This window comes from Eggerthella sp. BIOML-A1 (assembly GCF_009875595.1).
Classification (GTDB): Bacteria; Actinomycetota; Coriobacteriia; order Coriobacteriales; family Eggerthellaceae; genus Eggerthella; species Eggerthella lenta.
Window position 1 is genome coordinate 320,154 of the sequence record NZ_WWRZ01000002.1, and the last position, 12,143, is coordinate 332,296.

Sequence of the window (12,143 nt, forward strand, 5' to 3'; positions counted from 1 at the left end):
CGTGCGTTTCGGGGAAGGTCAGCCCTTGAAGGCTTCGATGGCGTCGAGCAGGTCCTGGCGGTTGTGCAGGTTGCACTTCGTGTAGATGTGGCGCAGGTGGGTTTTCACCGTGTTCTCGGAAAGCACGAGCATCTCGGCGATGTAGGGGGCGCTGCGGCCCTCGGCGAACAGCGCGAAGATGTCGCGCTCGCGGCTGGTGAGGCCGTAGGCGTCGGCGAAGCGGTCGAGGTGGTCGTCGGCCGCTTCGCCATCGCGGACGGCGCTGTCCGCCGCTTCGCGACCGTCGGCGCGCTGGCGGCGCCACAGCACCGTGCATAGGCGCGCGAGGCCCATCACGGCGAGCAGCAAGAGGTAGCTCAGTACCATGAGCACCACGTTGTTCGCCGCGTTCGCCGCGCCGCCCAACCCGATGCCGATGAGCTGCCCTATCAGGATGCCCGCCTGCTCGGCGCCCATGGCCACCGCCACGATGCGCACGAGCGAGGCGGGGGTCGTTTTGCCGTAGAAGGCGATGAGCGTCCACACGAGGATGTCGAAGCCGGCGTAGCCGATGGGGATGAACAGGCGCGCGAGCCCCTGCACGTCGTTCGTGTACAGCCCGACGGTCATGGCCAGCAGGCCGAACACCATGAACGAGAGGCATGCGTTGAACAGCAGCTCCATGTGGCGCGCGAGCGCGGTCAGGCTGGCTACGAAGAACAGCAGCGCCACGATGCCCCGCAGCCCCACGATGTCGAACACGGAGCTCGGGGCGGCTTCGGCGGGGGAGAATATCTCGAAGCTGCACATGAGGCCGAACGCGATGCAGAAGGCGAGTATGCACAGAGGGAAGCGCACGTCGATGCCGAGCAGCTGCACCTTGGCGGGACGTGCGGGCTCGAGCTTCCCCTCGGCTACGTCGATGCGGTACGGCTCACGGCTCTGCAGCCGCGCATCGGCCATGTAGAGCGCGCAGGAGAGCAGCGGCAGGATGGCGACGAAGACTCCCTCGGCGAAGGGGACGAGCCCCTCCGTCAGGACGTTGACGACGAGTCCGAGCGCCCAGGCGCCCGAGATGTGCGTCATAGCCTTCGCGGGTCCCTGCGCCACGCAAACGCGTCCCCACGACACGTTGAAGACGGCCATGGCGCAGCCCGAAGCGAACGCGCCGGCCACGGTGGGCACCGTCGCGCCGAGGCTCGAAGCGACGAAGACGGCGACGTTGCCGGCGAAGCCGAGCGCCGCGGCCGTCGCGGTGAGCTTCACGCTCCACACCGACGAGCCTCCGCTTCGGGCGCGTGCCGCGCACGCTGCGAACACGGCCACGCTCGCAGCCAGCATGACGATGAACGAGGTCTGGGCCAGTTCGAGCGCAGGGCCAAGGCTTCCGTCGGAGGGCGCCAGCGCGAAGTACAGGGAGTCGCCGAACATGGCGCGGTCCATCCACGACCAGAAGAAGCTTGCGCCGACGATGGCGAGCCACGAGGAGGAGCCGCTCAAAGCCTTGAAGTTCATAGCACCGTTTCTAGAGACGAGGTATGCGGTCGGGGCAATCATAGCACGACCTCCCTCCGACAACGAGAAGTTGCCCCCTCGTCAATGCATGCATGACGGGGGCTGCGTGCGGGGCGTGGTACGCTGACAGCGCTGAAACACGTGTTGAACGAAGCATCACCTCGAGGGGCATCAAGCGACGATGCCGGGCCTTGTGCGGCTCGGGCATCGCATACATTCGAGTGACTGGAGGGATCACGTGGATACGTCTACATCAACGAATCATGGGGAATCGAACAACGCGAACGCGAACGGCGGCTTCTCGCGCAGGACGTTCGTCAAGGGCGGCCTGGCCGCCAGCGTCGCCGCGCTGGGCGGGATGGCGCTCTCGGGATGCGCGGCCGCGCCGGCATCGTCCAAGAAGGCGCAGGCGGCCGACGCTGCCGCGTCTGCCGACGAGGTGACCGCGCGGCTTGTCGAGCGCGTGCACGACGCCAACCTGCCCGACGCGGCGCCCATCCTGCCGGTCGAGCCGCCGGCGTCCTGGGACGACGAGGCCGACGTGGTCATCGTCGGCGTGGGCGGAGGCGGAATCGTGGCCACGGCGTTTCTCGCGCAGCAGGGGCTCAAGGTCATCGGTATCGAGAAGGAGGGCCAGGTGGGCGGTGCGAGCCGTCACGCCTGCACCTTCGCCAACGTGTTCGGCGGCTCGAAGGACCAGAACGCGCTTGAGTTCGGCGTGCCCGCGTTCCCGCCCGATGCCAAGGAGTTCACCCGCATGTACGAGGAACAGAACGCGTACTCCATCGACGAGAAGTTCCTCATGAACCAGCTGCTCATGTCGGGCGCGGCGTGCGACTGGATCATGGAGCAGGACGGCATGAACATGGAGTGCTTCGGCCCCATCTGGCACGATGCCGACGTCCATAGCGGCAAGCAGAGCGTCGTGCTGGGCATGAACAACCCCACGAACGCCATGGAGGCCGTCGCGCTGGCGACGGGCGCCGACATTCGCCTGTCGACGAAGTGCGAGAAGCTCGTCGCCGACGGCGACCGCGTGGTTGGCGTCGTCGCGAAGGGGACGGACGGCGAAGAGCGCTACGTCAAGGCATCGAAAGGCGTCATCCTATGCGCGGGCGGCTTCGGCATGAACCGCGACCTCATCCGCGCCTACCTGCCGAGCGCCTACGAAGGCACCGTGCAGGGCGGCCCTATGCCGTCGCACACGGGCGAGGCGTTCCGCATGGGTCTGGGCATGGGCGCCGATTTCTCCGGCTTCGACTCCTGGAGCTGCTGGGAAGGAGCCATCGACGAGGAGACGGCGGGCGGCGACGGTCAGTTCTGGCACTACTTCTGGCACGGCGAGCGCCAGCTGTTCCACAACCCGTGGCTCATCATCGACAAGCGCGGCAACCGCCAGCCGTACTTCGCAGCCACGCAGGAGCTGTTTGCGAACCCGGGCGGGCAGATGGGCGACCTCAGCAACTGCGCCGCGTGGATGTCGGCCGTAGGGCACCACGTGTACTCCATCTGCGACTCGAACTTCCCGACCACCGTGTTCGAGAAGAACGTGCTCACCGACGAGGGCACCGACCGTAACCGCATCCCCATCACCGACGCCAGCACGCTCATCGACACGAAGGGCCTCGTGTCGGCGGATTGGCTGGCCGAGGTGGACGAGGCGGTGGAGCGCGGCGCCGTGAAGAAAGCCGACACCATCGAGGAGCTGGCCGATATGCTGTTGCTCGACCGCGACGTGCTGGTGCGCGCCGTGAAGGAGTACAACGAGCTGTGCGCGAAGGGCGTCGACGAGGAGATGTCCACGCCGTACGATCCGACGTGGCTGCATCCCGTGCAGGATCCGCCGTTCTACGGCGCCATCGTGGGCAGCCAGATGGCGAAGACCATGTGCGGCCTGCGCACCGACGAACGTCTGCAGGTCATGCGCGAAGACGGCACGCTCATCGACGGTCTGTACGCGAACGCGACCACGGCCGGCGGGCTGTCCGGCGAGGCGAACTACGGCTGCTTCTGGAACTCGACGGTGTTCGGCGGCGTAGGCACGAGCTGGATCACCGGGTGGATCGCGGCGAAATCGCTGCTGGACGCCTAGCGCCCGATGCGCCGGGCGCGCCCGCGTCCTCGCGCCGCGCGCCCGGCCTCAGCGCCGCGCGCCGTTGCGGATGAAGCTGACCAGCTTGAGCGCCAACGGCTTCGCGAGCGTCTCGCGGTAGGCGAGGCACAGGGGGAGGTCGATCCGGTCGTTCGGGCAAAACGGCATGAAGACCGACTGCGGGTAGGCCTCCTCCATGCAGGGGTCGTAGGGTTGCAGATGCACCCCGCCGCCGCTGCAGAACGCGTCGATGGCCTCGTCGTTCAACGGCACTTTGCGAAAGCTCGGGTCGAAGCCGTGCTCGTGGCAGGCGGCGATGAAGGCGTTGGTGAACAGGTCGAAGTCGAAAGGACTTCTGATGGGAACCCTTTCGAGGTCGGCGATGCGGACGGACGCCCTCCTGCCGAAAGGGTTGGATCTCAGCGTGATCACGCGCGTTTCCACGGGGCAGAGCGGCACGAGCTTGATGCCGGGGCGCTTGTAGGCTCCGTGCACGAAGCCGAGGTCGACGGCCTCTTCCTCCAGGGCGTTCAAGATGGCGGTGTCGGACATCTTGAACGTGGATGCGCGGCATCCGGGCGTGCGGGAGACGAACTCGTCGATGAGCGCCGCTGCTTCGTGGCCCTCGTTGAAGAACAGGTAATCGAGCGGGAACGATTTGAATGCGATGGCCAGCGATTCCTTCTGCCGCGCGCCCGCGCCCTGCGCTTGCACGTACAGGTCGATCTCGTCCAGCTCGCGCAGCACCGCTTCGGCGTGAACGAGAATCTCGCGGCCGTTTTCGGTGAGGCGCATCCCGTCGTCGCGGTCGAACAGCTCGAACCCCGTCTCGTGCTCGAGCGAGCGGATGGCCTTGGAGACGGCCTGCTTGGAGATGTACAACTCCTCGGCGGCCTTCGCCGCGCTTCCGCAATGCGCCACGGCCGACAGGTATCTCAACTGATGAAGCTCCACGCAGCACCTCCCCTGTGCTCGCTTGCGCCCGCGCAGGCGCTATCCGCGTCCCAGCTTGCCCTTCACCTTGCCCACGATGGAGCCGACGAAGGCGGCTTCGGGCACGCGCAGCTTGATGGACAGGCCGAACGTCACCACAAGCGCCACGATGCCACCGGCCAGCACGTAGGCGAGGGCCTGCGGGATGGAACCGGACAGCGGCGCGACAAACATCTGCAGCGCGAACAGCACGCCGCCGCCCGCCGCGGCGCCCAGGCCGCCGAACAGAATGCCGCGCGCGCACGCTTTCGCCACCGACCGCAGGCCGAACGGCCCGAGGCGGCGGCGCAGGTAGGCGAACAGGCACACGTCGGCAACCACGTAGAACAGCACCTCGGCCGCCGCGATGATCTCGATGGGGAAGCGCTCGACGTTGGCCGCGCCGAACATCGTGAGCGCGATCTGCGCCGCGCCGGCCACGAAATTGAACGCCGCGAACACGCCCATCTTCCGCAAGCTGGAGAAGATCTTCTGCAAGTACGTGTTCACGCCGTACACAGGAAGGGCGAAGGCCAGCACGGTCATGTACGTGGCGATGGAGTTGACGTTGTCCATGGTGAACGCGCCCGCATGGTACAGGGTGACCAGTGGCAGCGCGAACACCATGAGGTACAGCGCGAAGGGGATCATGAAGAACAGGATCTGGTTCGTGCCGCCGATGATGCCGCGCTTCACGCCCTCGGCGTCGCCTTCGGCCTGCATGTCGGCAAGCTCGGTGAACATGGCGGTGGTGATGGGTACTGCGAGAAACGCGTAGGGGAGCGTGAACCATTGGCGCGCGTACAGCAGGATGGACGGGCCATTGTCGGAGAACCCGTAAGCCGCCGCCGTCTGCACCGAAACCACGATGGTGGAGCACAGCATGACGAACAGCGCGGGGATGCCCAGCCCCAGCGTCTCGCGTAGCGCGGGGTCTCGGAAATCAACGCGGGGACGTATGCGGATGCCGTTCTTCTTGAGCGCCGGCAGCTGGATGGCCAGCTGCACGAACACGCCCAGCGGGTTGCCGATGGCGATGATGTACAGCGCCATCTCCTGGTTCTGCGGCGCCACGACGGCGTACAGGATGAACGTGGCGATGACGATGACGTTGTTCGCCACGGGCGCGATGGACGACCACAGATAGTCGCGATTCGCGTTGAGCAGGCCCGACACGATAGCGCACGCTCCATAGAACACGATCTGAATGGCGAAGAACTGGAAGAAGAACACCGACTGGGCCATCTCGGTTTGATCGGAGTAGAAGCTTTGCGTGTAGATGGCCACCGACGGGAACGCGATGCACAGCGCGGAGATGATGCCGAGGAACAGCACCACGAGCGTGAGCAGGTTCGACGCGTACTGGTTGCCGGCCTGCTGCCCCAGCTTCTTCTTCACCGACAGGTACACGGGCAGAAACGCCGTCACGAGGATGCCGCCCACCACCATCTCGTACAGCATGTTCGGCAGCCCGTTCGCCACCTGGTACGAGCTGGACAGCAGCGTCGATCCCAGCGCGAACGCCATGATCCACGTGCGAGCGAAGCCGGTGATGCGCGAGATCATCACGCACACGCTGATGAGCGCTGCCGACGACCCGACAGCGGCGGCGGTGTCTTCCGGCTCGTGCTCTGGCTGCGGGGCGCGGGCCAGCGTGCGATCGGCGCCCGCGTGCTTGCTGATGATGGGAAGCTCCGAGGTCGATCCGGGAAACGCCGCCCGCTCGGCGCGCGAGCTGGGCGCCGAGCGGGCGGCTTCGCGCGGATCGGGGGTCGAGGGCTCGAAGGGGTCTCGAGGCGGCGTAGTGCGGTCGTGGCCGGCGTGGCGGCCGCCGATGCGGATCTCCGAGGTTTCTCCGGGAGCGGCCGCGCGCAGACGCGCTTTCGCGCTCGTCGGATCGAGGCGAGGCTGCGGCTTGGGAACGACCTGCTGGGCCACGGCCGCCGCGATGACGGTGCGGTCGAGCCCGGCGTGGCGGCCGCCCACCCTGATCTCCGACGTCGAACCGGGGTCGGCAGCGCGCACGTGCGTGCGCTGGGGGCGTCGAGGCGCTTCGGCGGGCTGCTCGAGTGCCGGTTCGGCAACGCGCGTGTGTTGAGCTCGTGCGAGCTTGTCGGACATGGACGAACGCTTCCTCATGCTTCGGATATAATGACCCCATCATAGCAAACCCGGAAAGAAGACCCTCATGCACATCCTCATCGTACGCAATAATTCCAACTCGCAAGCCGTGGACGCATCGCTGCTGCTCGCAACGTATTTGGCCACGCAGGGCCTGGACTACACGCTGGTCGATTCGTCCGATCTGTCGTGCCGCTGCGACCATGAGGAGCTGAACGGAGCGCTGGCGTCGGGCGTCGAGATGGCGGTTGTGCTGGGAGGCGACGGCACCATCCTGCGCACGGCTCGCCAGATCGGGACCTCGGGCGTGCCCATTCTCGGCATCAATTTCGGACGGTTGGGCTTTCTGGCGAACACGGGCGATGAGGGCGTGATCGCCGTGGTTGCGTCGGCGCTGGCGGGCGACGTGGTGGCCGAGCAGCGCACGAACCTGCGCATCGACGTGGTGTGCGAGGGCGAGCCCGACCCGTGGGGCGACGACGATGAGGCGGCGGCGCACGACGTGGACGATCCGGCGCGCACGTTCTTCGCGCTCAACGAGCTGGCCGTGACGCGCGGCGCCAACGGGCGCATCATCGACTTCTCGCTGGGCATCTCGGGCGCGCACATCGCCGACATGCGCGGCGACGGGCTGGTGGTGGCAACGGCCACCGGGTCGACGGCTTACGCGCTGTCGGCGGGCGGGCCGCTGGTGGCTCCCGGCTTCAACGGCCTGGTGGCCGTGCCGCTGGCGCCGCACACCCTGCATTCGCGCGCTATCGTGACGGCGGCCAACGACGTGGTGGAGATGGACCTGTCGCTCAACCGCGATCCCCGCGAGGCCGCGCTGTTCGCAGACGGCGAGCTGCTCTCGTTCGACGCGCCGGTGAAGCGCGTCTACGTCAGCCGCGGAGCCGTTCCCACCACGCTGCTGCGCTACCGGCATGACGGATTCTACGAGCACGCCGCCAAGGTGTTCTTCTAAGAGGTTGGCAATGCCCCTGCGGCAGTCGAAACCCATCATCGCCCGAAAAACACGCTCCAGCCGCTGAGGCGTGTTTTTCGGGCGATGATGCACCCTCCCGGGCGACTGATTCGTCACGTTTCCAGGGATTCGACGGTGAATATCTGCGCTGTGAGCAATTTCGAGCGTGCCAGGCGACGCTCGGTTCGGGCTATTTCATCGCTGTGCGGGATATCGTAGAGCTTCAGAAGGCTCGCGAAACGGTTTGCGTTGAGGATGTCTCCGTACGAAAATCGCACGATCGGCATGCCGAGCAAAGTGAGCTGGGACTCCCGATGCTGTTCGTCGGCCAACACACGCAGGGGCGTACGGCCGTTGCGCATAGCTTCGTCTTCGTACTTCTGCTTTCCATCGAACTCGCCGATGACCTTGCTGCCGTCGAGCCTCGTCCAAAGGAAGTCGACGCGAAACGAGCGATTGCGATCCAAGGGCCTTGGAAAAGAAACCTGGAGCTGCGGGAGCGCGAACCCTAGCTCGATCATGGCGGCCCGTGCCATCGACTCGCCGCCGCTCTCGCTGAGGGCGTCGGCATAGTACATTGTCCTTGCGGCATGAACCGTTCCGGCGCAGCTGCCGCGCATACGCTTGAAACTGGATGCGAACGAGCTGCCCGATCTTCCGCTGAGGCGCAGCGTGCTGTCGGCGATGGCAAGCGCCCGTTTGAAGTCTGCGGTGCGCATGCAGTCGAAAGCGGTTCGGGCAAGCGAGGTCACGCGAAGCCCCTGCACGATTACGGGTTCGTCGTTCTGCACGATATGCCAATGGACGCTTTCCGAAGATGCGTTTCGACTTGAGGGGGAGGTGACCACGTGGACTTCGTTCAGCTTCTCGTGCGAAACCGACAGCCCAAACGCGAGGGCGGCCGATTCATGGCAAAACGTCCAGGTCGGATGCAAGGTTTGCATTGCGCGCAAGATCCAGAGTGCCTGCTGGGGCTTCGAGAGCGAACGCCAGTAGGAGGCGCGTGCGTACATGCCTCGCGCGGGATGCACGGCCTTCCCCTGTTTAACGTGGCGTCGCAGGGTTTCGCGCACGCGTGGGCTTGGGGGAACGAGGCAGGTTTTCCGTTGCTCGGCTTCGGAGAAGAGGCGCATCATTTCGGCGTCGTTAGTCTTCCCCATACGCGCCTCCCTTCCGCGTGATCGTTCTTTACAGTTTCTATTGTCTCATGTGCCGACAAGCGATGGAAGCGCGCGAAACGGATGCGTGCAAGATACATCATCGCCCGAAAAATACGCTCCAGCGGCTGAGGCGTGTTTTTCGGGCGATGATGCGTTGCGGCCCGGGAAGGAGGAGGGCGCTTACAGCCAAAGGCGGTAGGCGGTGCCGGAATCGTAATCAGCCGTCTGGATGCAGAAGTCGGAGGGATCGAGCTCGTCGAAGGCGCTTTGGTCGATGAGGTTGTTCTTGTTGATCTTGAATGGGAAAACGAGCGTCTGAGATTCGCCTGGTTTTAGATCGATATAGCGTCCCCTGTCGGGATCGGTGCTGCTCTCGTCGAATGACCGAAGGGGCGGGTTGGTATCCCAGAAGGCGGCTTGGTCGAGCATTGCGCCCGAACCCAGAGAACCGTCGAGGTTGGCGATGTTCGGGCTCCAAAGGGTGAACTCAGGGATGTCCTGCCAATATACGAGATCTTCCTCCGATGCGTTTGTGATAGACAGGGTGACGGCAACGATCTTGCTGTTGTTGTACACTTCCCAATTCGATGCCTTGTAGTTCGGATACCAATCGGCAAAGCTTGCGGTGCCCGTGGTTTTCGTCTCGAGGACGGAGACGTTGATGTCGGGGCAATCGTATTCCCAATTGCCTGATTCCTTCCAGTTTTCGACTGCTGCAGCGGAAAGCGGCTCCCGATCGCTTTCCGTGTGCATGTACTTGATACCTTGCGTGATGTTGCTGAGCTTCAGCGTCGTGCCGGGATCGGCGTCGATCACCTTCTCGATGGCGAGCCCGCTTCTCGGCGCAAGCCCGTCGCCGATGCGGGGCTCGGGCTCGCGGGGATCCCCTGGGATGTAGCGTCCTACGAACCATCCCATCGCGAGGGCTACGACGATCAAGCAGACGGTTCCTGCGGCTATGCGGACGGTTCGCGTGTTCTTCATGACGGCCTCCTCCGGTCGGTGGCGATCGGGTCGGTTCCCGATTCGATTCGAGCCGAACCTACCATTGCGCAAGGCGAAGCTGCAACGGTGATTTAATTCACCCCTGCTTTGATCTGGGTCGCATGCTATTGTAGGATCCAGGTTGGGGGCGGCGGAACGCGCATGGTTTCGAGAAGGAAATCGGTATGACGGACATGATAGCAACGACGGTGATCCTTGTCTGCGTCGGCGCGACGTTTTGCGCCACGTGCTATGCCATCGCACGTTTCGCGTACTTCGATCGGCGTGCGCGAGCGGATTTGCTTCTCGCGTTCTACTGCGTTGTCGTGTTCGCCGGTGCGGTGGTCGGGTGCCTCGCGTTCACCGACGCGTACGGAAACGTCGCGTCCGCCGTTTTCGCAGCCCTTCTGTGCGGATGCTCGGCAGCGGTAGGCGCGCTTCTGCGGAAAACGTGGGCCCAGGCCGATGAGCTGGAGCGGCGGCGCGTTGAGGATTTGCGGGGGCTCGTCGATCGCTACCGCACGGAGGAGGGCTCGATCGAGTCGCGGTGCGCGCATGCGGCGCGGACGTTCGATCTGACGCGGCGCGAGGAGGAGGTTCTGGCGCTGCTGCTCAAAGGCTGCACCCGCTCCGAGATCGCGCGAGAGCTGTTCGTGTCGGGCGATACGGTGAAGACCCACATCCGCAATCTGTACCGCAAAACGGGCGTAACGGGAAAGGACGAGCTCGTTCAGGCGATAGGGGGAAAGGGCCTTGTTTAGGGCTTTCTCGCTCTCGGCACCTCATTGCAGAATAATTCATATCGCCTGATCGTATAGGCAAAATTGTCATCGTTTGAATAATTTTTTAGTGGCTCCAAATATTCCTTCAAACGCCATTGACTTGCCATCGCCCGTGGCGTATCTTAGCTAACTAAGTTTTCGTGTTTACGACAGGGGGACTGTCGAATAAGGGGTACAGTACGTATGAGCGAGCAAGACACGACGAGCACGCAGAGCCTTCCAGTAGATGATGCCAAACCAAATGCCACTCAACGCCAGACGGGCGGCGACAACGCTGCCGGCGATGTCGCGCAGGGCAATGGTTTCGGCGCGACTTCTGATCCGGCATCTGTCGACAACGCTTCCGATGCCGGGGCTTCAAACGCTTCGCATCCCATTTCCAACATAGCTGCCGACGCCGCCAAGAATACCGGCAAGATCCTCGGCATGTCCAAGCATGTATTCGCCGCGCTGGTGGCCGTTGTCGCCGTGGGCGCTGCCGTAGGGGTTGGCGTCGTGCTGACGCAGCAGCCTGCGCTGGAAGACTGGTACGACTCGAACGCCGCGCAAGGCCAGTTCGAGGGCAAGTCGAAGGAAGAGATCCAGGCGGCGCTTAACGAGGAAGTGGCGAAGGGCATGATGAACATCTCCATCGCGGCCTCCATCACGTTCCCCGACGGCGCATCCGAGGGGGAGGCGCGCATCGAGAACATCGCGGCGAACCCGATGGACCAGAAAGTGGTCATCACGCTGAAAGATTCGGGCGAGACGGTGTACGAGTCGGCTGCCATAGCGCCCGACCAGCATATTCAAACGATCAAGCTGACGAAGGATCTTGATCCCGGACAGTACGCCGCCGTGGCCACGTTCACCGGCTACGATCGCGAGACGCACAAGCAGACCGGCCAGGCGGCCGCTGAAATTGTTTTGAACGTCGAAGGCTAAGGGGCCTTCTGCAAAGAAGATGCGTAGAGCACATCTGGCAACGTAAGGGCACGTTAGAAAGGGAGTTATTATGAGCAAGCTTACGAATTTGAAAAAGGGCGTCGTCGGCGTTTGCGCAGCCACAATGCTAACGGGACTGTGCGCGGTTCCTGCGTTCGCAGAGAATGCAGCTAGCGCGGCCAATGGAGGCACTCTCTCTGGTGGAAAGGGAACGACGCAGGTCAGCATTCAAAGTCAAAATGATCAGATTTCCGCCACTGTTCCTTCTACGATCAAGTTGGTTGTTGGCTCTGATAAGAATTTTGTTGCACCGACGGACGCGAAAATCACCAATACGGGAACTCTGGTTTCCGTTAAGGTATCTAGCGTGCAGGTTACTACTACCGGTGGTTCGCTTGTGGCCGAAGCTGCTATTTCGAGTGCCGCTGAAGATGCTGCCGTTTTGAAGGTTTCCAAAGGTGGATCGAGTTTTGTAGATGCGGGATCAATTGATCTTTCCACGGCGACAACGGATCCCCTCTCTTTGACTGATTGGACGATCGAGCCCGGTGCTGATCTGGCTGTGCATTTTGGAGGAAAGGTAAATAAACTCTCCTCGCTTAACGCGATATCGCTTGCGGACGTTGTTTGGACGATCGCTTAAAGTTCCA

General features: G+C 63.6%; 10 protein-coding genes. 5 read left to right on the forward strand and 5 right to left on the reverse strand.

Going from position 1 to position 12,143, the window contains the following annotated elements; all coding sequences use genetic code 11:
* Positions 1–18: 18 nt before the first annotated feature.
* Positions 19–1,536, reverse strand: coding sequence for a helix-turn-helix transcriptional regulator (locus GT590_RS03215; protein WP_147271538.1), 1,518 nt, complete (start codon positions 1,534–1,536; stop codon positions 19–21).
* 196 nt (positions 1,537–1,732) lie between these two features.
* Between GT590_RS03215 and GT590_RS03220 the strand changes: the two genes are divergently transcribed.
* On the forward strand, positions 1,733–3,586 hold the full coding sequence (locus GT590_RS03220) for an FAD-binding protein (RefSeq protein WP_114513381.1): 1,854 nt from the start codon (positions 1,733–1,735) through the stop codon (positions 3,584–3,586).
* A 48-nt stretch (positions 3,587–3,634) separates the two neighbouring features.
* Here the strand turns inward: GT590_RS03220 and GT590_RS03225 are convergent, their stop codons facing one another.
* On the reverse strand, positions 3,635–4,540 hold the full coding sequence (locus GT590_RS03225) for a LysR family transcriptional regulator (RefSeq protein WP_161170892.1): 906 nt from the start codon (positions 4,538–4,540) through the stop codon (positions 3,635–3,637).
* A 39-nt stretch (positions 4,541–4,579) separates the two neighbouring features.
* Positions 4,580–6,679: a murein biosynthesis integral membrane protein MurJ gene (locus GT590_RS03230; protein ID WP_114552185.1), complete on the reverse strand. Its 2,100-nt coding sequence runs from the start codon at positions 6,677–6,679 to the stop codon at positions 4,580–4,582.
* A 67-nt stretch (positions 6,680–6,746) separates the two neighbouring features.
* On the opposite strand from GT590_RS03230, the gene GT590_RS03235 reads away from it, so the two are divergent.
* Positions 6,747–7,643 carry an NAD(+)/NADH kinase gene (locus GT590_RS03235; RefSeq protein WP_114516329.1) on the forward strand — a complete coding sequence of 299 codons (897 nt, stop codon included), beginning with the start codon at positions 6,747–6,749 and terminating at the stop codon, positions 7,641–7,643.
* A 113-nt stretch (positions 7,644–7,756) separates the two neighbouring features.
* On the opposite strand, the gene GT590_RS03240 is transcribed toward GT590_RS03235, so the two are convergent.
* Together GT590_RS03240 and GT590_RS03245 are read right to left on the reverse strand one after the other, a co-directional pair.
* Positions 7,757–8,803: a hypothetical protein gene (locus tag GT590_RS03240; protein WP_114533646.1), complete on the reverse strand. Its 1,047-nt coding sequence runs from the start codon at positions 8,801–8,803 to the stop codon at positions 7,757–7,759.
* Between the two features lie 180 nt (positions 8,804–8,983).
* A complete protein-coding gene (locus GT590_RS03245; protein WP_114533645.1) occupies positions 8,984–9,787 on the reverse strand; it encodes a hypothetical protein in 804 nt (267 codons plus the stop codon).
* A 185-nt stretch (positions 9,788–9,972) separates the two neighbouring features.
* Between GT590_RS03245 and GT590_RS14455 the strand changes: the two genes are divergently transcribed.
* The 3 genes from GT590_RS14455 to GT590_RS03260 all read left to right on the forward strand — a co-directional run bounded on the left by GT590_RS14455 (position 9,973) and on the right by GT590_RS03260 (position 12,136).
* Positions 9,973–10,548 carry a helix-turn-helix transcriptional regulator gene (locus GT590_RS14455; protein WP_114533644.1) on the forward strand — a complete coding sequence of 192 codons (576 nt, stop codon included), beginning with the start codon at positions 9,973–9,975 and terminating at the stop codon, positions 10,546–10,548.
* 204 nt (positions 10,549–10,752) lie between these two features.
* Positions 10,753–11,493 (forward strand): hypothetical protein, encoded by a 741-nt coding sequence (locus GT590_RS03255; protein ID WP_035585945.1) that lies wholly within the window; start codon positions 10,753–10,755, stop codon positions 11,491–11,493.
* Positions 11,494–11,563: 70 nt separating this feature from the next.
* Positions 11,564–12,136 carry a hypothetical protein gene (locus tag GT590_RS03260; RefSeq protein WP_139912355.1) on the forward strand — a complete coding sequence of 191 codons (573 nt, stop codon included), beginning with the start codon at positions 11,564–11,566 and terminating at the stop codon, positions 12,134–12,136.
* The last annotated feature ends 7 nt before the right edge of the window (positions 12,137–12,143 follow it).

Excerpts from the sequence above, each read along its gene's own strand:
- GT590_RS03230 (WP_114552185.1), bottom strand. The coding sequence starts at position 6,679 with ATGTCCGACAAGCTCGCACGAGCTCAACACACGCGCGTTGCCGAACCG.
- GT590_RS03235 (WP_114516329.1), top strand. The coding sequence starts at position 6,747 with ATGCACATCCTCATCGTACGCAATAATTCCAACTCGCAAGCCGTGGAC.
- GT590_RS03215 (WP_147271538.1), bottom strand. The coding sequence starts at position 1,536 with ATGATTGCCCCGACCGCATACCTCGTCTCTAGAAACGGTGCTATGAAC.
- GT590_RS14455 (WP_114533644.1), top strand. The coding sequence starts at position 9,973 with ATGACGGACATGATAGCAACGACGGTGATCCTTGTCTGCGTCGGCGCG.
- GT590_RS03255 (WP_035585945.1), top strand. The coding sequence starts at position 10,753 with ATGAGCGAGCAAGACACGACGAGCACGCAGAGCCTTCCAGTAGATGAT.
- GT590_RS03240 (WP_114533646.1), bottom strand. The coding sequence starts at position 8,803 with ATGGGGAAGACTAACGACGCCGAAATGATGCGCCTCTTCTCCGAAGCC.
- GT590_RS03260 (WP_139912355.1), top strand. The coding sequence starts at position 11,564 with ATGAGCAAGCTTACGAATTTGAAAAAGGGCGTCGTCGGCGTTTGCGCA.
- GT590_RS03245 (WP_114533645.1), bottom strand. The coding sequence starts at position 9,787 with ATGAAGAACACGCGAACCGTCCGCATAGCCGCAGGAACCGTCTGCTTG.